Raw genomic sequence first — 24,376 nt, 5'->3', positions numbered from 1 at the left:
AGGCGATGTTTAACAAAATTCTGGTGGTGTGTGTGGGGAACATTTGTCGTTCCCCCACGGCGGAGCGGCTACTGAAAAAGTACCAGCCCGCATTAACGGTAGAGTCAGCCGGTCTGGGGGCGCTGGTCGGTAAAAGCGCGGATGCAGAGGCAACCCGCGTGGCAGCAGAAAATAATCTGTCCCTTGAAGGGCATTGCGCCCGGCAGATTTCCGGAAAAATGTGCCGTGATTACGACCTGATTCTGGTCATGGAAAAACGGCATATCGCCGCATTGTGCGAAATCGCGCCGGAAATGCGCGGCAAAGTGATGCTGTTTGGTCACTGGGACAATGAACGTGAAATTCCCGATCCGTATCGCAAAAGCCGCGACGCCTTTGAGGCCGTTTACACCTTACTTGACCAGTCTGCCCGCCAGTGGGCGCAGGCACTGAACGCTCAGCAGGGATAACAATGACAGAGAAAACACACCATTCCGCCGCGCCGACGGTGGGAAATGATGAAATCGATGTAGGGCGATTAATCGGTACAGTCGTCGAGGCTCGCTGGTGGGTGCTGGGGATAACCGGCTTATTTGCCGTGGCCGCTATCATTTACTGCCTGTTTGCCACGCCAATCTACAGTGCGGATGCGCTGGTACAGATAGAGCAGAATACCGGTAATTCCCTGGTGCAGGATATCGGTTCGGCGCTGGCTAACAAACCGCCCGCGTCGGAAGCGGAAATTCAGTTGATTCAGTCAAGGCTGGTGCTGGGTAAAACCGTCGATGATTTAAATCTGGATATCGCCGTGACCAAAAACACCTTTCCGGTTTTTGGCGCAGGCTGGGACAGATTGATGGGGCGGCAGAATGATACGGTCAAAGTCACGACCTTTACCCTCCCCAAAGAGATGAAGGATCAGGTCTTTACCCTTACGGTGCTGGGGCCGAAACAGTACTCTCTGACCAGCGACGGGGGATTCAGCTCTCGTGGCGAAGTGGGACAGCCGTTAAGCAAAGACGGCGTGACCATGCTGGTGAGCGCGATTCAGGCGGCGAACGACAGCGAATTCACCGTAACGAAATTCTCGACGCTCGGGATGATCAATAACCTGCAAAACAATCTGAGCGTAACCGAGAACGGCAAAGATACCGGTGTCTTGAGTCTCACCTATATCGGTGAAGATCGCGATCAGATCCGCGATATTCTTAACAGTATTACCCGCAACTACCTGCAACAGAACGTTGAGCGTAAATCCGAGGAAGCGGCGAAAAGCCTGGAGTTCCTTAATAAACAACTGCCGGAAGTTCGCGCCAAACTGGACGTGGCCGAAAACAAACTCAACACCTATCGTCAGCAGCAAGACTCCGTGGACCTGCCGCTGGAAGCGAAGTCGGTGCTCGACTCCATGGTTAACATCGATGCGCAGCTCAATGAACTGACCTTTAAAGAGGCGGAGATTTCCAAGCTGTACACCAAAGCGCATCCGGCTTATCGCACACTGCTGGAAAAACGCAAAGCGCTGGAAGATGAAAAAGCCAAACTCAACAGCCGCGTGACGGCGATGCCAAAAACGCAGCAGGAGATTGTCCGTCTGACGCGCGATGTGGAGTCTGGTCAGCAGGTATATATGCAGTTGCTGAATAAACAGCAAGAGCTGCGTATTACCGAGGCCAGTACTGTTGGGGATGTTCGCATTGTCGATGCTGCCATTACTCAGCCTGGCGTACTGAAACCGAAAAAAGCGCTGATTATTCTGGGCAGCGTTATCCTGGGGTTGATCCTCTCTGTTGTCGTGGTTCTTCTGCGTTCACTCTTTAATCGTGGTATCGAAAGCCCGCAGGCGCTGGAAGAGCAGGGGATCAGCGTTTATGCCAGCATTCCGCTGTCGGAGTGGCAAAAAGCGCGCGATACGGTCAAAACCGTCAAGGGCAACAAGCGTTACAAACAGCGTCAGTTGCTGGCGGTGGGTAACCCTGCGGATCTGGCGATTGAAGCGGTACGCAGCCTGCGCACCAGCCTCCATTTCGCCATGATGCAGGCGCCCAATAATGTGCTGATGATGACCGGGGTCAGCCCGTCGATTGGTAAAACGTTTGTCTGCGCCAACCTGGCGGCGGTCATTAGCCAGACCAACAAACGCGTACTGATGATCGACTGCGACATGCGTAAAGGCTACACCCATGAACTGCTCGGTACCGATAACGTTAATGGTCTGTCAGACATTCTGGTTGGCAAGGGCAGTATTGAAAACTGTGCCAAAAAGACTTCCATAGCGAACTTTGATCTGGTGCCGCGCGGGCAGATCCCGCCGAACCCGTCCGAACTATTGATGAGCGAGCGATTCACGCAGTTGCTGGACTGGGCGAGTAAGCACTATGACCTGGTGCTGATTGATACCCCGCCAATCCTTGCGGTAACGGATGCGGCGATCGTGGGGCGTCACGCGGGGACCACGCTTATGGTCGCGCGTTACGCGGTCAACACGGTGAAAGAGGTCCAGACCAGTCTGAGCCGCTTTACGCAAAACGGTATTCAGGTTAAGGGCGTCATCCTGAACTCCATTTTCCGCCGCGCGACTGGCTATCAGGATTACGGCTATTACGAATATGAATACAAATCTGATAGCAAATAACGTTTAACCCTCACTCCGTTCCTCTCCCCACCGGGGAGAGGGGGAAACAGTGCAGTCCTTTGCAAATAGGGCGCCGGCCACTCCTTCGCCCCTCGGGGGAGGGAGAGGCTGAGGGGAATATTGATCAATCGGGGAAAAAAATGACCACAGAACGTCCGTTAATCTCGATTTATATGCCGACATGGAACCGCCAACAATTGGCTATCCGCGCCATCAAATCGGTACTACGCCAGGATTACACCCACTGGGAATTGATCATTGTTGACGACTGTTCGACGGCCTTTGAGCAACTTCAGGGTTATGTGGCCGAATTAAATGATCCGCGTGTGACTTATACCCGTAACGCTTTTAATTCCGGCGCCTGCGCGGTGCGCAACCAGGCGATCATGCAGGCGAAAGGCGAGTTTATTACCGGTATCGATGACGATGATGAATGGACGCCGGATCGCCTGTCGGTATTTCTGGAACATAAGCACCATCTGGTATCACGGGCTTTTCTCTATGCCAACGACTATGTCTGTCAGGGCGAAGTCTATTCACAACCGGCCAGCTTACCGCTTTACCCAAAATCGCCCTTTTCCCGCAAGTTGTTCTACAAACGCAACATTGTGGGCAATCAGGTATTCAGCTGGTCCTGGCGCTTTAAGGAGTGCCTGTTCGATACGCAACTAAAAGCGGCACAGGACTACGACATCTTTTTGCGCATGGTGGAGCAGTATGGCGAGCCGTGGAAAATTGAAAAGGCGACGCAAATTCTGCACATCAATCACGGTGAGATGCAGATTACCTCGTCGCCGAAAAAATTCTCTGGCTACTTCCACTTCTACCGGAAACATAAAGCCAAATTTGACCGTGCCAGCAAGAAATATCAGCTGTTCACGTTGTACCAGATCCGCAATAAGCGCATGAACTGGCGCACGCTGCTGACGCTGTTTTCGGTGCGCAATGGCAAGCGTCTGGCTGATGGTCTGCGAGGGAAATGATGCGACTGGAAGATTTTCGCGCTAATCAGTGGAGCTTGCGCCCGTGTTGCATGGTTGCGGCCTATCGCGTCGCCCATTTTTGCTCGGTATGGCGCAAGAAAAATGTGCTCAACAATCTGTGGGCGGCACCTGTGCTGTTAGTTTACCGCTTTATGACGGAATGTCTGTTTGGCTATGAGATTCAGGCCGCGGCGACCATTGGCCGCCGTTTCACCATTCATCATGGCTACGCTGTGGTTATTAATAAGAATGTGGTGGCGGGCGATGATTTCACCATTCGCCATGGCGTGACCATTGGCAATCGTGGCGCAGACAATCTGGCCTGTCCGGTTATCGGCAACAATGTCGAACTGGGGGCCAACGTGGTTTTGCTGGGTGATATCACCATTGGCAATAACGTCATGGTCGGCGCAGGCAGCGTTGTGCTCGACAGCGTGCCGGATAATGCGCTGGTAGTGGGTGAAAAAGCGCGGGTGAAAGCAATCAAATGAACATATTACAATTTAACGTTCGCCTCGCCGAAGGTGGCGCGGCAGGTGTCGCGCTCGATTTACACCAGCGGGCGCTGCAGCAGGGTATGCACTCACGCTTTGTCTATGGCTACGGTAAAGGCGGCAAGAAAAGCGTCAGCCATGACCAGTATCCCAACGTGATTAAACAGACGCCGCGTCTGACCTCTATGGCAAATCTGGCGCTGTTTCGCCTGTTTAATCGGGATGTCTTTGGCAATCTCAATAATCTCTATCGCAGCGTCAGCCGCACCAAAGGGCCGGTGGTGTTGCACTTTCACGTGATGCACAGCTACTGGCTGAACCTGAATGACGTGGTGGCGTTCTGCCAGAAACTGAAAGCGCATAAGCCTGACGTGACCTTTGTCTGGACATTGCATGATCACTGGAGCGTCACCGGGCGCTGCGCGTTTACCGATGGCTGTGAAGGCTGGAAACAGGGATGCAAAAAGTGCCCGACGCTGGCGAACTATCCACCGGTTAACGTGGATCGCGCGCATCAGCTGGTGGGAGAGAAACGCCGTTTATTTAACGAGATGATGGCGCTCGGCTGTCAGTTTATTTCACCCAGTCAGCATGTGGCGGAGGCATTCAACAGCCTGTACGGCGCGGGTCGTTGTCGCATTATCAATAATGGTATTGATGTGGCGACCGAAGCCATTCTGGCGGATTTGTCCCCCGTTACTGTCACCCAGGGGCGACCGAAAATCGCCGTGGTGGCCCACGATTTACGCTATGACGGTAAGACCAGTCAACAACTTGTTCGTGATGTGATGGCGCTGGGCGAGCGAGTTGAGCTGCATACCTTCGGCAAGTTTTCTCCCTTTGAGGGGCCAAACGTGGTGAACCACGGTTTTCTGACCGATAAGCGTCAGTTAATGAGCGAACTCAACCAGATGGATGCGCTGCTCTTTACCTCACGCGTGGATAATTACCCGTTGATTCTGTGTGAAGCGCTCTCCATCGGCGTACCGGTTATTGCTACGCACAGCGATGCAGCACGTGAAGTTCTGGAGAAGTCGGGCGGCAAGACCTTTAGCGAAGCGGAGGTTATGCCACTGGTGCAACTTCACAAAGCCGATATCGCGCAGGCCGTATTCGGGACATCGCTGGAGGCGTTTCGGGCGCGCAGCCGTCGTGCATATAGTGGGCAACAGATGCTGGAGGAATATGTCTCATTCTATCAGGGTCTGTAGTTATCTCTTGCTGCCGCTGATTTACCTGCTGGTTAACGTGAAGATTTTCCAGCTCGGCGAAAGCTTTCCGATAACCATCGTTACATTCTTACCGCTATTGCTGCTGCTCTATGTGGACAAAATCAATCTGAAAAAGTTGATGATTGCCCTGGGCACCGGTGCCGGACTGACGCTGTTTAACTACATATTTGGTCAGTCACTCAACGCCAGTAAGTATGTCACGTCAACCATGCTGTTTGTTTATATCGTTATCATCATCGGCATGGTGTGGAGCATTCGCTTCAAAACGGTTTCACCACATAACTACCGTAAAATACTTCGCTTCTTCTATGTGGTGGTTGCTTTGGTGGTGATGCTGGCGGCGGCGGAAATGGCGCAAATTATTCTCTCTGGCGGCAGCAGCCTCATGGAGATAATTTCGAAATATCTCATTTACAGTAACAGCTATGTACTGAATTTTATCAAATTTGGTGGTAAGAGGACTACCGCGCTCTATTTCGAACCGGCATTCTTCGCTCTGGCATTAATCTCAATTTGGCTCAGCATCAAACAGTTTGGTATCAAAACGCCGAAGACAGATGCTATGATTCTGACAGGGATTGTTCTGTCGGGATCGTTTTCAGGGGTAATGACATTTATCCTTTTTTATCTACTGGAATGGGCATTTCAGTATTTAAACAAGGAAGCGATACGCAAGAAATTGCCGCTGGCCATTATTTCACTGGCGGTATTTGTTGTCGGGGTGGTGTTCGCCTTTCCTTATATTGCGGAACGTCTCGGTGATTTAGGAACAGAAGGCTCCTCCTCTTATTATCGCATTATCGGGCCGCTGGCGATGGTGGGATATTCCCTGACAAACATTGATGGTGTTGTAAGATTTGGCTCACTTTACGAATATGTTGCATCATTCGGAATCTTTAACGGTGCAGATGTCGGTAAAACCATAGACAATGGCTTGTATCTGTTAATTATCTATTTTTCATGGTTTGCCGTATTACTGACCGGTTGGTATTTGTTCAAAGTTGCAAGAATGACTGTCAATGCGTTTGGTAATAATCAGAATTTTCGTGTTCAGCTTTATCTGTTCGCTCCTATATCGTGGTTTTTTACGGGGTCGATCTTTAGTCCTGAATACGCATTTTTAATTGTTTGCCCGTTTATTTTCCGCAAAGCGTTAAATATTTCGAGCATATGACGAGGTGGGTCACATGTTACTAAGCGTTATTACTGTTGCGTTTCGTAATTATGAAGGCGTGATGAAAACCTGGAAATCGCTGGCCCATCTGGCGCAGGCGCAGGATATCGCATTCGAATGGATTGTTGTGGACGGCGGCTCTGCTGATGGCACCGCAGAGTTTCTGGAAAATCTCAACGGTCAGTACCACTTACGTTACGTCAGCGAGAAAGATAACGGCATCTATGATGCGATGAATAAAGGCATCAGTATGGCCAATGGCCGCTTCGCGTTATTCCTCAATTCAGGTGATATCCTCCATCCGGAAAGCGTTGAAGTTATCCGCCAGCTGGCGCAAGAACGTGACAATGCAATGTACATTGGCGATGCATTATTAGATTTTGGCGATGGCACGAAAATACGCCGTAGCGCGAAACGCGGCTGGTATATTTATCACAGCTTACCTGCCAGCCATCAGGCAATATTCTTTCCGATGAGCGGCCTGAAAACCTACCCCTACGATTTACAATATAAAGTCTCTTCCGATTACGCGCTGGCAGCCAGAATGTTCAAAGCAGGTTTTCGCTTTAAACGCCTGCACGGTCTGGTATCCGAATTTTCAATGGGTGGCGTGTCTACGTCGAATAACCTTGAATTATGTCGGGATGCTCGCAACGTCCAACGAAAAATATTACATGTGCCGGGATTCTGGGCGGAATTATCGTATCTGTTACGCCTGCGTACTACCGGCAAAGCGAAAGCCTTATATAACAAAGCGTAATGTGAATGCCCTGAATAATTCTGGTCACGGGAAGACAGCAACTCAGAGAATTCCGGTGAGCTTAGTTAACTAAGCGATGCGGATGAACGAATGCGGTCAACGCAACGGCGGCCTGAAGAATAAAGGGCAACGTATAAGGAAACACGATGCAAGACTTACAAGGATTCTCCGTGCCGAAAGGCTTTCGGGGCGGGAGTGCTATTAAGGTTCAATTGTGGTGGGCGGTGCAGTCAACATTATTTGCCTGGTCGCCACAAATTATGTATCGCTGGCGTGCCTTTCTGCTGCGTTTATTCGGTGCAAAAATCGGAAAAAACGTAGTGATTCGTCCGTCGGTGAAAATAACGTATCCATGGAAATTAACGCTTGGTGATTATAGCTGGGTTGGCGATGACGCTGTTTTATATACCCTGGGCGATATCTCAATCGGCGCTAATTCTGTGATTTCACAGAAATGTTATTTGTGTACCGGCAGTCACGATTTTATGAGCGCGCACTTTGATATTACCGCGTCGCCCATCGTGATTGGCAATAAATGCTGGCTGGCAACGGATGTCTTTGTTGCTCCCGGCGTGCGTATTGGTGACGGAACGGTTGTCGGTGCGCGCAGCAGTGTTTTTAAGTCGCTTCCGGCAAATGCAGTTTGCCGTGGCAACCCCGCAGTGGTAACGCGCGAACGCGTAAAAACTGAATAACTTCTGATAAGTAATAGAGGAATAAAATATGTCTAAAGTCGCTCTCATCACCGGCGTTACCGGGCAAGATGGCTCTTATCTGGCAGAACTGCTTCTGGAAAAGGGTTATGAAGTTCACGGCATTAAGCGTCGTGCCTCTTCATTCAATACTGAGCGTGTGGACCATATTTATCAGGATCCGCACACCAGCAACCCGAAATTCCACCTGCACTACGGCGATCTGACGGATACCTCAAACCTGACCCGTATTCTGCAGGAAGTGCAGCCGGATGAGGTTTATAACCTTGGGGCGATGAGCCACGTAGCGGTCTCCTTTGAATCGCCAGAATATACCGCAGATGTGGATGCGATGGGCACATTGCGTCTGCTGGAAGCCATCCGCTTCCTCGGTCTTGAAAAGAAAACGCGTTTTTACCAGGCCTCTACCTCTGAGCTCTATGGTCTGGTTCAGGAGATCCCGCAGAAAGAGACCACACCGTTCTACCCGCGCTCCCCGTATGCTGTGGCAAAACTGTACGCTTACTGGATCACCGTTAACTACCGTGAATCCTATGGCATGTACGCCTGCAACGGCATTCTGTTTAACCACGAGTCTCCGCGCCGTGGTGAAACCTTCGTAACCCGCAAAATTACCCGCGCTATTGCCAACATCGCTCAGGGCCTCGAATCTTGCCTCTATCTGGGCAACATGGACTCTCTGCGCGACTGGGGTCATGCGAAAGATTACGTGAAGATGCAATGGATGATGCTGCAGCAGGACCATCCGGAAGACTTCGTTATCGCCACCGGCGTGCAGTATTCCGTGCGTCAGTTTGTGGAAATGGCGGCAGCGCAACTGGGTATCAAACTGCGCTTTGAAGGCAAGGGTGTGGAAGAGAAGGGGATTGTCGTCTCCGTCACCGGCCATGACGCTCCTGGCGTGAAACCAGGTGATGTAATCGTTGCCGTTGACCCGCGTTATTTCCGTCCGGCGGAAGTGGAAACCCTGCTCGGTGACCCGACCAAAGCGCACGAAAAACTGGGCTGGAAACCGGAAACCACGCTGCAGGAGATGGTCTCTGAGATGGTAGCCAAAGATCTTGAAGCGGCGAAAAAACATTCGCTGTTGAAAGCTCACGGTTACGAGGTTGCCATCGCTCTGGAGTCCTGAGAATGACGAAACAACGTATCTTTGTCGCGGGTCACCGCGGCATGGTCGGATCGGCCATCGTAAGACTGCTGTCGCAACGCGAAGATGTGGAACTGGTACTGCGTAACCGTGACGAACTGAACCTGTTGGATTCCGCGCAGGTACAGGCATTCTTCGCCAGCGAACGTATCGACCAGGTCTACCTGGCGGCGGCGAAAGTAGGTGGCATTGTCGCCAACAACACCTACCCGGCAGATTTCATCTACGAGAACATGATGATTGAGTGCAACATCATTCACGCGGCGCATTTGCATGATGTGAACAAGCTGTTGTTCCTCGGTTCATCCTGTATTTATCCGAAGCTGGCACACCAGCCTATGGCGGAAAGTGAGCTGCTACAGGGGACGCTGGAGGCGACTAACGAACCGTATGCGATTGCCAAAATCGCCGGTATCAAACTGTGCGAGTCCTACAACCGCCAGTACAACCGCGATTATCGCTCGGTGATGCCGACCAACCTGTACGGGCCGAATGACAACTTCCACTTGAGCAACTCCCACGTGATCCCGGCGTTGCTGCGTCGCTTTCATGAAGCCACGCTCAGCAATGCGCCTGATGTCGTGGTATGGGGCAGCGGTACGCCGATGCGTGAGTTTCTCCATGTGGATGACATGGCGGCTGCCAGCATTCATGTGATGGAACTGGACCGGGAAGTGTGGCAGGAGAATACCGAGCCGATGTTGTCGCACATTAATGTCGGCACCGGGCTTGATTGCACGATCCGTGAACTGGCGCAGACGGTCGCTCAGGTCGTGGGCTACAAAGGCCGGGTGGTTTTTGATGCCACCAAACCAGATGGTACGCCACGCAAATTGCTGGATGTTTCCCGCCTGCATGCGCTTGGCTGGTATCACGAGATCTCACTGGAGCAGGGGCTGGCAAGTACCTATCAGTGGTTCCTCGAAAATCAGCAACGGTTCAGGGGGTAATCATGTTTTTACGTCCGGAAGATTTTGCCACGGTCGTGCGTTCGACTCCGCTTATCTCTATCGATCTTATCGTGGAGAACGAAAGCGGCGAGTTTTTGCTCGGCAAGCGTACGAATCGTCCGGCGCAGGGTTACTGGTTTGTACCGGGTGGACGGGTACAAAAAGATGAACCTCTGGCGAGCGCGTTTGAACGTTTGACGCTGGCTGAACTGGGCGTACTCCTGCCGATGTCGGCAGGAGAGTTTTATGGCGTCTGGCAGCACTTCTATGACGACAACTTTTCCGGCAGCGATTTTTCTACCCACTACATCGTGCTCGGCTTTCGCTTACGTGTTGATGCCTCCACGCTGGCGCTGCCGACAGAACAGCACGATGACTATCGCTGGCTGACGCCCGATGTGCTGATTGCCGATCCGCTGGTACATGACAATAGCCGCGCCTATTTCAAGGAAGCGCGGGGAGTACCGGGCTTATGAAAATTCTTGTTTACGGCATCAACTATGCGCCGGAGTTAACCGGTATCGGTAAATACACGGGCGAAATGGTTGAATGGATGGCCCAACAAGGGCATGACGTGCGTGTCATTACCGCACCGCCTTACTACCCGCAGTGGCAGGTGGGTAAGGCGTACTCCGCCTGGCGTTATCGCCGGGAGAGCGGCGCCGCGACCGTCTGGCGCTGTCCACTGTATGTGCCGAAACAGCCATCAACATTGAAACGACTGATTCATCTGACCAGCTTCGCCGTAAGCAGCTTTTTTCCGCTGATGGCACAGCGACGCTGGAAGCCGGATCGCATCATCGGTGTGGTACCGACGCTGTTTTGCACACCGGGCATGCGCCTGCTGGCGAAACTCACCGGTGCCCGTACGTTACTGCACATTCAGGATTATGAAGTCGACGCCATGCTTGGCTTAGGAATGGCCGGGAAAGGCAAAACCGGCAAAGTGGCGAAATTGGCCAGCGCGTTTGAGCGCAGCGCTCTGCACAATGTCGACAATGTGTCTACCATCTCCCGCTCAATGATGAACAAAGCACGGGAAAAAGGGGTGGACGCAGGACGGATAATCTTCTTCCCGAACTGGTCAGAAGTGGCCCGCTTTCGCGACGTTGATCCGCAAGCTGTCGTTCAGCTAAGACAGACACTGGGGTTGCCGGAAGATAAAAAAATTATTCTTTACTCCGGCAATATCGGTGAGAAGCAGGGGCTGGAAAATGTGATTGCGGCGGCGGCTAACCTTCGCGAACAGCCGTGGTTGTTTGTGATTGTGGGGCAGGGTGGCGGCAAAGTGAGACTGGAAAAACAAGCCCTGCAACTGGGGCTGGATAATGTGAAATTCTTTCCGTTGCAGTCTTACGATGCATTGCCAGCGCTGCTCAAAATGGCCGATTGCCATCTGGTAATTCAAAAACGTGGCGCGGCGGATGCCGTGTTGCCGTCGAAACTGACCAATATCCTCGCTGTGGGCGGCAATGCCGTTATCACCGCCGAGGCATCCACCGAGTTGGGCCAGCTTTGTCTGGCGTCGCCGGGTATCGCCGTGTGTGTAGAGCCTGAATCCGTACCGGCGTTGACGGCAGGTATCGAACAGGCGCTCTTGATGCCCAAAACCAACACGGTGGCACGTGAATATGCCGAACGCACGCTCGAGAAAGAGAGCGTGTTAACCCAGTTTATGACTGATATCTCCCGACGCGATCCGGCGGTGAGTGCAGGGCAGGCCGCCCATGCGCAAGACGAACGCCTGAATTACGAAGGGAATGGGGATAAATCATGAGTCAAACACAACTGTATCCGGTGGTGATGGCCGGAGGCTCCGGCAGCCGCCTGTGGCCACTGTCCCGTGTGCTGTATCCAAAACAATTCCTCTGCCTGAAAGGTGATTTAACCATGCTGCAGACCACCGTCTGCCGTCTGGACGGGGTGGAGTGTGAAAGTCCGGTGGTTATCTGCAATGAACAGCATCGCTTTATCGTTGCCGAGCAGTTGCGTCAGCTCAACAAGCTGACGGAGAACATCATTCTTGAACCAGCGGGGCGTAACACCGCACCGGCAATCGCGCTGGCCGCTATGGCGATCAAACGTCATAACCCAACCTCCGATCCGCTGATGCTGGTACTGGCGGCAGACCACGTGATTCAGGACGAAGAGGCGTTTCGTACCTCGGTGCGTCAGGCTCTGGCCTACGCCGAAAGCGGCAAACTGGTGACCTTTGGCATCGTACCGGACCTGCCGGAAACCGGCTATGGCTACATTCGCCGTGGCGAGGTCACGCCGGGTAAAGGTGAGGGGCTGGCCTTTGATGTGGCGCAGTTTGTTGAAAAACCAAACCTGGAAACCGCGCAGGGTTATGTGGCGAGTGGCGAATATTACTGGAACAGCGGCATGTTCCTGTTCAGCGCCGGGCGCTATCTGGAAGAGCTGAAAAAATATCGTCCCGATATTTATGAGGCCTGCGAGCGCGCGATGAATGTAACGGATCCGGACCTGGACTTTATCCGTGTTGATGAAGCCGCGTTCCTGGCCTGTCCGGAAGAGTCTATCGACTATGCGGTAATGGAGAAAACGGCCGATGCGGTAGTGGTGCCGATGGATGCCGGCTGGAGTGATGTGGGGTCATGGTCCTCTTTGTGGGAAATCAGCGCACATACTCCTGAGGGAAACGTCCATCACGGCGACGTCATCAGTCATGATACGGAGAACAGCTTCGTTTATGCGGAGTCCGGTCTGGTCACCACCGTCGGCGTGAAAGATCTTGTGGTGGTACAGACCAAGGATGCCGTGCTGATAGCTGACCGTAACCATGTGCAGGATGTGAAGAAAGTGGTCGAGCAAATCAAAGCGGATGGCCGCCATGAGCACCACATCCACCGTGAAGTCTATCGCCCCTGGGGGAAATATGACTCCATTGACGCAGGCGATCGTTACCAGGTGAAGCGCATCACTGTGAAACCCGGCGAAGGGCTCTCGGTCCAGATGCATCATCATCGGGCTGAGCATTGGGTGGTGGTGGCGGGTACGGCGAAAGTCACCATTAATGACGAGATCAAACTGCTGGGTGAGAACGAGTCGGTCTACATTCCGCTCGGCGCGCGCCACTGTCTTGAGAACCCGGGGAAAATACCTCTCGATTTAATTGAAGTACGTTCCGGTTCCTATCTCGAAGAGGACGATATTGTGCGCTTTGAAGATCGCTACGGACGCATCTGACGCTGTCCGACACCTTTCGCACAGTCGCTGATTAGCCGCAACGCGAAGTCGGATAGATATAACAACTGAACGCTTTTTGATTATTTCTCCACACCGGAGAGGGCTAACTGTTGCCTGAAAACGAGGTAATGATGGAAAAATTAACCTGTTTTAAAGCCTACGATATTCGCGGCAAGCTGGGTGAAGAGCTGAATGAAGATATTGCCTGGCGAATTGGCCGGGCCTATGGCGAATATTTAAAGCCGCAAACAATTGTGCTGGGCGGCGATGTCCGTTTGACGAGTGAAACATTAAAACTGGCGCTGGCCAAAGGGCTGCAAGACGCGGGTGTGGATGTTCTGGATATCGGGCTTTCGGGCACCGAAGAGATCTACTTTGCCACCTTCCATCTGGGTGTTGATGGCGGAATTGAAGTCACTGCCAGCCATAATCCGATGGATTACAACGGCATGAAACTGGTGCGAAAGGGCGCCCGTCCGATCAGCGGTGATACGGGGTTGCGTGATGTTCAGCGCCTCGCGGAAGCAAATGACTTCCCGCCTGTGAATGCGCAAAAACGCGGCAGCTATCGGCAAATCAACCTGCGTGATGCGTATATTGATCATCTGCTCAGCTATGTCGACCTGGCTAATTTTAAGCCGTTAAAACTGGTGATCAATTCTGGTAACGGGGCGGCTGGACCGGTGATTGACGCTCTGGAGCAGCGCTTTAAGGCGAACAATGTTCCCGTCACCTTTATCAAGGTGCACAACACCCCCGACGGCAACTTCCCGAACGGTATTCCTAACCCGCTTCTTCCCGAGTGCCGTGACGATACCCGCAACGCGGTTATCGAACATCGCGCGGATTTGGGTATCGCGTTTGACGGCGATTTTGATCGCTGCTTCTTCTTTGACGGCAACGGTCAGTTTATCGAGGGGTACTACATCGTCGGTCTGCTGGCGCAGGCATTCCTGGAGAAAAATCCCGGCGCGAAGATCATCCACGACCCGCGCCTTTCCTGGAATACCGTGGATGTCGTGACGGCGGCGGGCGGTAAGCCTGTGATGTCGAAAACCGGGCACGCATTTATTAAAGAGCGGATGCGCGAAGAGGATGCGATCTACGGCGGTGAAATGAGCGCGCATCACTATTTCCGTGATTTTGCCTACTGCGATAGCGGCATGATCCCCTGGCTGCTGGTGACTGAGTTGCTGTGCCTCAAGGGCAAAACGCTGGAAGCGCTGGTAAGCGATCGTATGGCGGCGTTCCCGGCCAGCGGCGAGATCAACTTAAAGCTGGAGCATGCCGCCCCGGCAATTGCCCGCGTCGAAGCACATTTCAACGGTTCTGCGCTGAGCGTTGACCGTACCGATGGCATCAGCATGTCCTTCCCGGACTGGCGCTTTAACTTGCGCTCGTCTAATACCGAGCCGGTTGTACGCCTGAACGTGGAATCGCGTAGCGACACTGCGCTGATGGAGGCGCGAACACAGGACATTCTGGCGTTGTTGAAACAGTAATCCCTGTTTTTCCCTTCACTCTAACCCTCTTTCGCAAGGGGAGAGGGCTGGGGTGGGGGGAAAACGAATGAATAGGTACAACGATGACAAATCTAAAAAAGCGCGACCGGGCCAAAACGAATGCATCGTTAATCTCTATCGTGCAGCGATTCTCAGACATCACCATCATGTTCGGTGGGCTGTACATCGTCTGTAGGCTCAATACGTTGCCGTTCTTTTATCAGCATCTGCTGATGGCCCTGATTACCCTGGTGGTGTTCCAGATGATTGGCGGCATGACCGATTTTTATCGTTCATGGCGTGGTGTGCGGTTTATGACCGAGCTGGTATTACTGTTGCAAAACTGGACGCTCAGTTTTGTCTTTAGCGCCGGCCTGGTGGCTTTTCGCAGCGAACTTAACAATACCTTTGCCCTCTATTTTGCCTGGTATTTGCTCAGCAGTTCAGGGCTGATCCTCTGTCGTGGCGTGATCCGTTTTGCCGCCGGCTGGTTGCGTAATCATGGCTATAACACGCGTCGCGTTGCGGTGGCGGGCGATCTTCCCGCAGGGCAAGAGCTACTGGAGAGCTTTCGTAACGAACCCTGGCTGGGCTTTGAGGTGGTCGGTGTGTACCACGACGCGAAACCGGGTGGCGTGAGCAGCGACTGGGTGGGTAATTTTGACCAGTTGCTTGAGGATGCCCGTGCCGGGAAAATCCACAATGTCTACATCGCCATGTCTATGAACGACGCTGACTGCATTAAACATCTGGTGCGCCAGCTGGCAGACACCACCTGCTCGGTGATCCTGATACCGGATGTTTTCACCTTCAACATTCTGCATTCGCGTGTTGAAGAGGTGAATGGGGTGCCGGTGGTGCCGCTGTATGACACGCCGCTTTCGGGCGTCAACCGCATTCTCAAACGCCTCGAAGATATTGTGCTGGCCTCGCTCATCCTGATGCTGATTTCGCCGGTTCTGCTGGGGATCTCGCTGGCGGTGAAATTGACCTCCCCTGGGCCAGTTATTTTTCGTCAGACCCGCTACGGCATGGACGGTAAGGCCATCAAGGTGTGGAAATTCCGTTCCATGAAAGTGATGGAAAACGACAAGGTCGTGACCCAGGCGACGCAAAACGATCCGCGCGTGACCAAAGTCGGCAGCTTCCTGCGCCGGACCTCGCTGGATGAGCTGCCGCAGTTTATCAATGTGCTGACCGGCGGGATGTCTATCGTCGGTCCACGTCCCCATGCGGTGGCCCATAACGAGCAGTACCGTCAACTTATTGAAGGTTACATGCTGCGTCATAAAGTGAAACCGGGTATTACCGGCTGGGCGCAGATCAATGGCTGGCGCGGCGAGACGGATACGCTGGAAAAAATGGAAAAACGCGTTGAGTTCGACCTTGAGTACATCCGTGAGTGGAGTCTCTGGTTCGATATCAAAATTGTTTTTCTGACCATCTTTAAAGGGTTTGTTAATAAGGCGGCGTATTAGGGAGTTGCCATGAGCTTACGTGAAAAAACTATCAGCGGGGCGAAATGGTCGGCTATGGCAACGTTGACCATTATCGGGCTTGGGCTGGTACAGATGACAGTACTGGCGCGCATTATCGATAACCACCAGTTTGGCCTGTTGACCGTCTCGCTGGTGATTATCGCCCTGGCCGATACGTTATCGGATTTCGGTATTGCAAACTCTATTATCCAGCGTAAGGAGATAAGCCATCTCGAACTTACCACTCTGTACTGGCTGAATGTCGGGCTGGGGCTGGTCGTCTGTGTGGCCATCTTTTTTCTCAGCGATCTGATTGCCGGCGTGTTGCATAACCCGGATCTGGCGCCGCTGATTAAGACCCTGTCGCTGGCCTTTGTGGTTATTCCGCATGGTCAGCAGTTTCGGGCGCTGATGCAAAAGGAGCTGGAGTTTAACAAAATAGGTAGCATTGAAACCGTCTCGGTGCTGGCAGGCTTTACCTTCACGGTGGTAAGCGCCTTTTACTGGCCGCTGGCAATGACCGCCATCCTGGGTTATCTGGTTAACAGCGCCGTGCGTACGCTGCTCTTTGGCTGGTTTGGCCGCAAGATCTACCGCCCGGGCCTGCACTTTTCACTGCGTTCGGTCAGTTCCAACCTCAAGTTTGGTGCCTGGCTTACGGCTGACAGCATCATTAATTACCTGAACACTAACCTCTCCACGCTGGTGCTGGCGCGTATCCTGGGGGCCAGCGTCGCGGGCGGCTACAACCTGGCCTATAACGTGGCGGTCGTCCCGCCAATGAAACTCAACCCCATTATTACGCGCGTACTGTTCCCGGCTTTCGCCAAAATTCAGGATGATACGGAAAAGCTTCGGCTTAATTTTTACAAGCTATTGTCAGTGGTGGGGATCATTAATTTCCCGATCCTGCTGGGGCTGCTGGTGGTATCCAATAATTTCGTACCACTGGTGTTTGGTGAGAAGTGGAGCAGCATCATTCCTGTCCTGCAATTGTTATGCATTGTGGGTCTGCTGCGCGCGGTCGGCAATCCGATTGGCTCATTGTTAATGGCCAAAGCCCGGGTGGATATCAGCTTTAAATTCAATGTGTTCAAAACCTTTTTGTTTATTCCCGCCATTATTATCGGCGGTCACCTGGCTGGTGCGATTGGCGTCACGCTGGGCTTTCTGCTGGTGCAGATTATTAACACTGTCCTGAGCTATTTCGTGATGATCAAACCTGTTCTGGGATCCAGCTATCGCCAGTACATCCTGAGCCTGTGGCTGCCGTTCTACTTATCACTGCCGACACTGGTGGTGAGTTATGGGCTGGGGCTGGCACTCGTCGGGCGTCTGCCGATAGCGGCACTGCTTGCTGTTCAGGTGAGTGCAGGCGCGCTGGCGTTCGCGGCGATGATTGTTCTGTCACGCAATGCGCTGGTGGTCGAGATGAAGCGCCAGTTTTGCCGCAACGAAAAAATGAAAACGCTTTTGCGTGCAGGTTGATATTAATTTTCCCCTTACCAGAACCTCTTCCCCGCAGAGGCGAGGGAGAAAGGACGCAGTTTGCTAAATCAGGCACACAGTGCGCTCTCCTGGAGAGTCAGGGTGAGGGGAATTCTTTGAGAGGTCATTATGAAATTATTAATTCTTGGCAATCACACCTGCGGCAACCGTGGCGACAGCGCCATTTTGCGCGGATTGCTTGACGCGATTGCCCGCATCGAACCACAGGCGGAAGTGGACGTAATGAGCCGCTACCCGGTGAGTTCTTCCTGGTTACTGAACCGCCCGGTAATGGGCGACCCGCTCTACAGCCAGATGAAAGCGCACAATACGGCCGCCGGGCTAATGGGGCGGGTGAAAAAAGTTCTGCGTCGGCGCTACCAGCACCAGGTTCTGCTTTCACGGGTGACGGACAGCGGCAAGCTGCGCAACATTGCCATTGCGCAGGGTTTTACCGATTTCGTCCGCCTGCTGGCTGGTTATGACGCAATTATCCAGGTCGGTGGCTCCTTTTTTGTCGATCTTTACGGCGTCCCGCAGTTTGAACATGCCCTGTGTACATTTATGGCCAAAAAACCGTTGTACATGATTGGTCACAGCGTCGGGCCGTTCCAGGATCCGCAGTTTAATCAACTGGCAAATTATGTCTTTGGCCATTGCGACGCGTTAATCCTGCGTGAGAGCGTCAGTCTCAACTTGATGAAGCAGAGTGAAATCACTACCGATAAAGTCGAACAAGGCGTCGATACCGCCTGGCTGGTGGAAGATGATGCGTCATTTATCCCCAGCTACGCCGTTCGTCACTGGCTGGATGTGGCGGCGAAACAGAAAACTGTCGCTATTACGCTACGTGAGCTGGCTCCGTTCGACCGCCGTCTCAATACCACGCAGCAAGCCTATGAAAAAGCCTTTGCTGAGGTGGTAAACCGGATCCTGGATGCCGGCTGGCAAGTGATTGCGCTCTCTACCTGTACCGGCATTGACAGTTACAACAAAGATGACCGAATGGTGGCGCTCAATCTGGGTCAGTATATTAGTGACCCGTCCCGCTACCACGTGGTCATGGATGAACTTAACGACCTCGAAATGGGCAAGATTCTCGCCGCCTGCGATCTGACAGTGGGCACGCGTCTGCACTCTGCCATCATCTCAATGAACTTCGGCACGCCCGCTATCGCCATCAACTACGAACACAAATCAGCCGGGATTATGCAGCAGCTTGGTATGCCGGAGATGGCCGTGGACATTCGCCACCTGCTGGATGGCTCGCTGGCCTCCATGGCGGCTGACACTCTGGGACAGTTGCCTGCACTCAATCAACGTCTTGCCACCGCCGTGGCGGCCGAGCGTGAGAAAGGGGCGTTGATGGTGAAATCGGTACTGGATCGCATCCGGGAGGTGAAATGAAAGTCAGCTTCTTTTTGCTGAAATTCCCGCTTGCCTCAGAAACCTTTGTTCTGAATCAGATTGTGGCGTTTATCAATATGGGCTATGAGGTGGAGATCGTCGCACTGCATAAGGGCGATTTACAGAACACTCATAGCGCCTGGACGGAGTATCGCCTGGCGGAGAAGACCCACTGGCTACTGGATGAACCGGAGGGCAGGCTGGCAAAACTGCGCTATCGCGGGAAAGCGATATTACGCGGCGCGGGGCGCGCATCCACCTGGAAAGCGCTGAATATGTCGCGTTATGGTGATGAGGCGCGAAACCTGATTCTGGCTGCCATTTGCGGTCTGACACCACGTCTCTTTCGTGCCGATGTCTTTATTGCCCATTTTGGCCCGGCAGGGGTAACAGCGACGAAACTGCGCGAACTGGGCATGCTGAAAGGCAAAATCGCCACTGTATTCCACGGCATTGATATTTCGCACCGGGATGTGCTCAGCCACTATACGCCGGAATATCAGCAGCTCTTTCGCCGTGGCGATCTGATGCTGCCTATCAGTGAACTGTGGGCCGGGCGGCTACGCAATATGGGTTGCCCGGAAGAAAAAATTGCCATCTCGCGCATGGGGGTGGATATCGCCCGTTTTACCCTGCGCCCGGTGAAAGCCCCCGGAACGCCGTTACAGATGATCTCTGTTGCGCGACTGACCGAGAAAAAAGGGCTGCATGTGGGTATTGAAGCCTGCCGTTTACTCAAAGAGCGCGGCGTGCCCTTTACCTGGACCATTTTGGGCATTGGCCCGTGGGAGCGGCGCTTGCGCACCCTGATTGAGCAATACCAACTGGATGATGTGATCCACATGCCGGGCTTTAAGCCCAGCCATGAGGTCAAAGCGATGCTGGATGAAGCCGATCTCTTTTTATTGCCTTCGGTGACCGGTGTGGATGGCGATATGGAAGGTATTCCCGTGGCGCTCATGGAGGCGATGGCAGTGGGTATACCGGTGGTGTCAACGCTGCATAGTGGAATTCCTGAACTCATCAACCCAGGGGAATCAGGCTGGCTGGTGCCAGAAAATGATGCCCGCACTCTGGCGGAGAAACTCGCTGAGTTCAGTGCAATGCAGCATCAGGATCTGACGCCAGTGATTGCCAATGCGCGCCATAAAATCGAAACCGACTTCAACCAGCAACGCATCAATCAGCAACTTGCCACGCTGCTACAGGCGCTCTGAATCGAGGTCCTATGTCTGTGCTAGAAAAAAAGAATCGATTTGCGTTTAACCGACGCAGTTTCCTGACCGCTGGCGCCGCTCTTGCGGCGCTCCCTTTTTTACCGGTTGCCACAGCGCGTGCCGAAACGGTGGATATTCGTCGCTATCAGACAACCGACTGGCCTGCGGCGTTGAAGCAGGCCTTTAACGACGCGCAAACGGTTGAAATCCCGGAGGGAGTGGTATGCGAAAACCTCAATACCGGGGTCTTTATCCCGCCCGGGAAAACGCTGTTGGTGCGGGGAAGTATTAAAAGCAATGGCCGCGGACGGCTGGTATTGCAGGATGGCTGTAAGGTCATCGGAGAGAAGGGGGGCAGTCTGTACAATCTGACGCTGGATGTGCGCGGCTCAGACTGTGTTATTCAGGGATTGAACATGAGTGGCTATGGCCCGGTGGCGCAAATCTACATCGGTGGAAAAGAGCCGAAGGTAATGCGTAATCTGCTCATCGATAACATCAACGTTACGAAAGCCAACTACGCCATCCTGCGTCAGGGTTTTCATAATCAGATTATTAGCGCCCGAATCACCAACAGCCGCTTTAGCTACCTGCAAGGTGACGCGGTGGAATGGAACGTCGCCATTAACGATCGCGATATTCTCATCTCCGACCATGTCATTGATCACATTGACTGTACCAACGGCAAAATCAACTGGGGAATCGGTATTGGGCTGGCGGGCAGTACCTATGATAACACCTATCCGGAAGATCAGGCGGTGAAGAATTTTGTTGTTGCCAACATCACTGGCAGCAATTGTCGGCAACTGGTCCATGTAGAAAATGGCAAACATTTTATTATTCGTAACATAAAGGCAGAGAATATTACGCCGGACTTCAGCAAAAAAGCCGGTATCGATAACGCGACGGTGGCGATATATGGTTGTGACAATTTCGTCATAGATAACGTGTCGATGGTCAATAGCGCCGGGATGCTTATTGGCTACGGGGTTATCAAAGGCGATTATTTGTCCATTCCACAAAATTTCAAACTGAACGATATTCGTCTGGAAAACGCTCAGAATCAGTACAAGCTGCGTGGGATCCAGATTTCTTCCGGGAACGCTACCTCGTTTGTGGCCATTACCAATCTCAACTTACAGCGGGCAACGCTGGAGTTTCATAACAAGCCACAGCATCTTTTCCTGAGAAATATCAATGTAATGCAAGAAGCATCGGTGGGGCCGGCGCTAAAACTTAACTTCGATTTACGCAAGGATGTGCGGGGGCGTTTTATGGCGCGTCAGGACACCTTGCTTTCGCTGGCAAATATTAAGGCAGTGAATGAAAAAGGGCAGAGTTCCGTCGATATCGATCGTATCGATCATCAGGTTGTGAATGTGCAAAATCTCAACTTCCGTTTGCCGGCTGCGTCGCGGTAGCGGGCGTTGCGCCTCTTTTACGATGAATCCTGGTGACTTTATTTCACTGTCAGGATTACATCTACAGCAATTATACGACAATCGGCGTAACATATTTTGCAGCAACTCGTCCCGTTGATGCTGGCGAAAAGAAGTTGAAGCTCTATAATTTACCAATCATTTACAGGTGGAAGGCATAATGATTAATTTGAAAGCAGTTATTCCGGTAGCAGGTTTGGGGATGCATATGCTACCCGCCACCAAAGCTATTCCTAAAGAGATGCTACCTATCGTCGATAAGCCAATGATTCAATACATCGTCGACGAAATTGTTGCTGCAGGGATCAAAGAAATCGTCCTCGTGACTCACTCTTCCAAAAATGCTGTCGAAAACCACTTCGACACCTCCTATGAGCTGGAAGCGTTACTTGAACAGCGTGTCAAACGTCAATTGTTAGCTGAGGTGCAGTCTATCTGTCCTCCTGGTGTGACGATTATGAACGTGCGTCAGGCACAACCGTTGGGACTGGGGCACTCCATTCTTTGCGCTCGTCCAATTGTTGGCGACAATCCGTTCGTGGTTGTTCTGCCGGACATCATTCTGGATTCCGCTTCTGCCGATCCGCTGCGTTACAACCTGGCGGCAATGGTTGCCCGTTTCAGTGAAACTGGCCGGAGCCAGGTACTGGCAAAACGCATGAAGGGCGATCTGTCTGAATACTCGGTGATTCAGACCAAAGAGCCGCTGGATAGCGAAGGTAAAGTGAGCCGTATCGTCGAGTTCATCGAAAAACCGGATCAGCCGCAAACGCTGGATTCAGACCTGATGGCGGTGGGCCGCTACGTGCTTTCCGCTGAAATCTGGCCGGAACTGGAGCGTACTGAGCCAGGCGCCTGGGGACGTATTCAGTTAACCGATGCCATTGCTGAGCTGGCGAAGAAGCAGTCTGTGGATGCGATGCTGATGACCGGCGAGAGCTACGACTGTGGAAAAAAAATGGGTTACATGCAGGCATTCGTCAACTACGGGCTGCGTAATCTGAAAGAAGGTCAAAAATTCCGCGAAAGCATTAAGAAACTTCTGGCGCAGTGATCAGATAGAAAGACAATAGAAAAGCATTAACTTACAAAAGGGCAGATGAGAGTGGTCACCGGAGCTTATAGCTTTGACCGCTCTCGCTGCTTTTTTTACATATACTGCGAAATCAATGGATAATAATTCTACACCTGATCAGATTTTACTTATCGGATCCAGATTTGCCTTGTTTCCATTGGCGTTTAAGCAGAAAATGGTTGTTTAACATTTTGTGCAGGTAACGGCATTCACTGCGCTACCTGATACACTTTTATGTTTATGCAAAATTGTTGGACGTTATACACAGTACGCTGGTAGCTATTGAGCCAGGGGCGGTAGCGTGCCTGAACAAATGTGTCCCCATGGTCTGCTCCTTGTATATCAACGTCATAGTTAAACTAGCAAAGTAAACGGAATATTCTCGTGAAAATATTGGTTACTGGTGGAGCAGGTTTTATCGGGTCTGCTGTTGTTCGTAATATCATTAATAATACTCAAGATTCTGTGGTTAATGTCGATAAATTAACCTACGCGGGCAACCTCGAATCTCTGACCGAGATTGAAAATAGCGATCGTTATGTCTTCGAACACGCCGATATCTGTGATGCCGAAGCGATGCAACGGATTTTTGCGGAACATCAGCCGGATGCGGTCATGCACCTTGCCGCCGAAAGCCATGTTGATCGCTCTATTACCGGACCTGCGGCGTTTATTGAGACAAATATTGTAGGAACTTACGTATTACTTGAGGCTGCGCGTAAATATTGGGCGCAACTTGATGAACCCCGCAAAACCGCGTTCCGCTTCCATCATATCTCAACGGACGAAGTCTACGGCGATTTGCCGCATCCTGATGAAGTCCCTGCCGGAACAGCGCTGCCGCTGTTTACCGAACAAACGCCATATTCTCCCAGCAGTCCGTACTCTTCATCAAAAGCGTCCAGCGACCATTTAGTTCGCGCATGGCGTCGTACCTACGGCTTGCCGACGCTGGTAACGAATTGCTCAAATAACTATGGACCGTACCATTTCCCTGAGAAACTCATTCCGCTGATCATTCTTAATGCATTGGCTGGGAAACCTTTACCGGTGTATGGCAATGGTGAGCAAATCCGCGACTGGCTATTTGTTGAAGATCACGCACGCGCTTTATATAAGGTCGTAACTGAAGGTGTTGCCGGCGAGACTTATAATATCGGTGGTCACAATGAGCGTAAGAATATTGAAGTCGTAAACACTATTTGCTCTATTCTGGACGAAATCATTACTGCGAAACCTAATAATATTGGTAGCTTTGCAGAATTAATTACTTATGTTACCGACCGTCCGGGACATGACCTGCGTTACGCCATTGATGCGAGCAAAATAAAAGATGAACTGGGCTGGGTACCGCAAGAGACTTTTGAATCAGGTATCCGTAAAACGGTTGAATGGTATTTGACTAACAAGGATTGGTGGCAGCGTGTGATGGATGGGTCATATGCTGGAGAACGCCTGGGGCTTGCAGAATAAAATTATAAGGACGAAAT

At 52.2% G+C, this 24,376-nt stretch carries 21 protein-coding genes; all 21 read left to right on the top strand.

Going from position 1 to position 24,376, the window contains the following annotated elements:
- Nucleotides 1–5: 5 nt before the first annotated feature.
- The 21 genes from wzb to rfbB all read left to right on the top strand — a co-directional run bounded on the left by wzb (nucleotide 6) and on the right by rfbB (nucleotide 24,359).
- A complete protein-coding gene (wzb, locus tag AAIG39_RS05940) occupies nucleotides 6–449 on the top strand; it encodes a low molecular weight protein-tyrosine-phosphatase Wzb (RefSeq protein ID WP_090085512.1) in 444 nt (147 codons plus the stop codon).
- 2 nt (nucleotides 450–451) lie between these two features.
- A complete protein-coding gene (gene wzc / locus AAIG39_RS05935; RefSeq protein WP_343193401.1) occupies nucleotides 452–2,614 on the top strand; it encodes a tyrosine-protein kinase Wzc in 2,163 nt (720 codons plus the stop codon).
- A 140-nt stretch (nucleotides 2,615–2,754) separates the two neighbouring features.
- The gene (wcaA, locus tag AAIG39_RS05930) at nucleotides 2,755–3,597 is read left to right on the top strand and encodes a colanic acid biosynthesis glycosyltransferase WcaA (protein ID WP_090085515.1); all 843 of its coding nucleotides are present in this window, start codon (nucleotides 2,755–2,757) and stop codon (nucleotides 3,595–3,597) included.
- Nucleotides 3,597–4,088, top strand: a complete 492-nt coding sequence (wcaB, locus tag AAIG39_RS05925; RefSeq protein WP_090085517.1) for a colanic acid biosynthesis acetyltransferase WcaB — start codon at nucleotides 3,597–3,599, stop codon at nucleotides 4,086–4,088. Before wcaA ends, wcaB begins: the two co-directional genes overlap by 1 nt.
- Nucleotides 4,085–5,302: a colanic acid biosynthesis glycosyltransferase WcaC gene (wcaC, locus tag AAIG39_RS05920; protein WP_343193400.1), complete on the top strand. Its 1,218-nt coding sequence runs from the start codon at nucleotides 4,085–4,087 to the stop codon at nucleotides 5,300–5,302. Before wcaB ends, wcaC begins: the two co-directional genes overlap by 4 nt.
- A complete protein-coding gene (wcaD, locus tag AAIG39_RS05915; RefSeq protein WP_090085522.1) occupies nucleotides 5,277–6,497 on the top strand; it encodes a colanic acid polymerase WcaD in 1,221 nt (406 codons plus the stop codon). The genes wcaC and wcaD overlap by 26 nt, the downstream gene beginning before the upstream one ends.
- A gap of 13 nt (nucleotides 6,498–6,510) precedes the next feature.
- A complete protein-coding gene (gene wcaE, locus AAIG39_RS05910) occupies nucleotides 6,511–7,257 on the top strand; it encodes a colanic acid biosynthesis glycosyltransferase WcaE (RefSeq protein WP_047369606.1) in 747 nt (248 codons plus the stop codon).
- A gap of 146 nt (nucleotides 7,258–7,403) precedes the next feature.
- The gene (wcaF, locus tag AAIG39_RS05905; RefSeq protein ID WP_343193399.1) at nucleotides 7,404–7,952 is read left to right on the top strand and encodes a colanic acid biosynthesis acetyltransferase WcaF; all 549 of its coding nucleotides are present in this window, start codon (nucleotides 7,404–7,406) and stop codon (nucleotides 7,950–7,952) included.
- 28 nt (nucleotides 7,953–7,980) lie between these two features.
- A complete protein-coding gene (gmd, locus tag AAIG39_RS05900; protein ID WP_041851967.1) occupies nucleotides 7,981–9,102 on the top strand; it encodes a GDP-mannose 4,6-dehydratase in 1,122 nt (373 codons plus the stop codon).
- 2 nt (nucleotides 9,103–9,104) lie between these two features.
- On the top strand, nucleotides 9,105–10,070 hold the full coding sequence (fcl, locus tag AAIG39_RS05895; RefSeq protein ID WP_343193398.1) for a GDP-L-fucose synthase: 966 nt from the start codon (nucleotides 9,105–9,107) through the stop codon (nucleotides 10,068–10,070).
- A gap of 2 nt (nucleotides 10,071–10,072) precedes the next feature.
- Nucleotides 10,073–10,546 (top strand): GDP-mannose mannosyl hydrolase, encoded by a 474-nt coding sequence (locus tag AAIG39_RS05890; protein ID WP_071195745.1) that lies wholly within the window; start codon nucleotides 10,073–10,075, stop codon nucleotides 10,544–10,546.
- On the top strand, nucleotides 10,543–11,847 hold the full coding sequence (gene wcaI, locus AAIG39_RS05885; protein ID WP_090085528.1) for a colanic acid biosynthesis fucosyltransferase WcaI: 1,305 nt from the start codon (nucleotides 10,543–10,545) through the stop codon (nucleotides 11,845–11,847). The genes AAIG39_RS05890 and wcaI overlap by 4 nt, the downstream gene beginning before the upstream one ends.
- Nucleotides 11,844–13,280, top strand: coding sequence for a mannose-1-phosphate guanyltransferase (cpsB, locus tag AAIG39_RS05880; RefSeq protein WP_090085530.1), 1,437 nt, complete (start codon nucleotides 11,844–11,846; stop codon nucleotides 13,278–13,280). The genes wcaI and cpsB overlap by 4 nt, the downstream gene beginning before the upstream one ends.
- A gap of 131 nt (nucleotides 13,281–13,411) precedes the next feature.
- The gene (gene cpsG, locus AAIG39_RS05875; protein ID WP_090085590.1) at nucleotides 13,412–14,782 is read left to right on the top strand and encodes a colanic acid biosynthesis phosphomannomutase CpsG; all 1,371 of its coding nucleotides are present in this window, start codon (nucleotides 13,412–13,414) and stop codon (nucleotides 14,780–14,782) included.
- Nucleotides 14,783–14,865: 83 nt separating this feature from the next.
- Nucleotides 14,866–16,260 carry an undecaprenyl-phosphate glucose phosphotransferase gene (gene wcaJ, locus AAIG39_RS05870; RefSeq protein ID WP_090085531.1) on the top strand — a complete coding sequence of 465 codons (1,395 nt, stop codon included), beginning with the start codon at nucleotides 14,866–14,868 and terminating at the stop codon, nucleotides 16,258–16,260.
- 9 nt (nucleotides 16,261–16,269) lie between these two features.
- Entirely contained in the window at nucleotides 16,270–17,748 is a 1,479-nt protein-coding gene (gene wzxC / locus AAIG39_RS05865) for a colanic acid undecaprenyl disphosphate flippase WzxC (protein ID WP_343193397.1), read from the top strand.
- A gap of 129 nt (nucleotides 17,749–17,877) precedes the next feature.
- Nucleotides 17,878–19,155, top strand: a complete 1,278-nt coding sequence (wcaK, locus tag AAIG39_RS05860) for a colanic acid biosynthesis pyruvyl transferase WcaK (RefSeq protein WP_343193396.1) — start codon at nucleotides 17,878–17,880, stop codon at nucleotides 19,153–19,155.
- Nucleotides 19,152–20,372: a colanic acid biosynthesis glycosyltransferase WcaL gene (gene wcaL / locus AAIG39_RS05855; protein WP_343193395.1), complete on the top strand. Its 1,221-nt coding sequence runs from the start codon at nucleotides 19,152–19,154 to the stop codon at nucleotides 20,370–20,372. The genes wcaK and wcaL overlap by 4 nt, the downstream gene beginning before the upstream one ends.
- Before the next feature lie 11 nt (nucleotides 20,373–20,383).
- Entirely contained in the window at nucleotides 20,384–21,793 is a 1,410-nt protein-coding gene (gene wcaM / locus AAIG39_RS05850) for a colanic acid biosynthesis protein WcaM (protein ID WP_343193394.1), read from the top strand.
- 178 nt (nucleotides 21,794–21,971) lie between these two features.
- Nucleotides 21,972–22,865, top strand: a complete 894-nt coding sequence (galF, locus tag AAIG39_RS05845; RefSeq protein ID WP_090085541.1) for a GalU regulator GalF — start codon at nucleotides 21,972–21,974, stop codon at nucleotides 22,863–22,865.
- Between the two features lie 405 nt (nucleotides 22,866–23,270).
- Nucleotides 23,271–24,359 (top strand): dTDP-glucose 4,6-dehydratase, encoded by a 1,089-nt coding sequence (gene rfbB, locus AAIG39_RS05840; protein ID WP_343193393.1) that lies wholly within the window; start codon nucleotides 23,271–23,273, stop codon nucleotides 24,357–24,359.
- Nucleotides 24,360–24,376: the final 17 nt, after the last annotated feature.

This window comes from Phytobacter palmae, from assembly GCF_039409775.1.
Lineage (GTDB): Bacteria > Pseudomonadota > Gammaproteobacteria > Enterobacterales > Enterobacteriaceae > Phytobacter > Phytobacter palmae.
The sequence above is the reverse complement of the archived record's forward strand: the minus strand, read 5'-3'. Positions and strand labels throughout refer to the sequence as shown.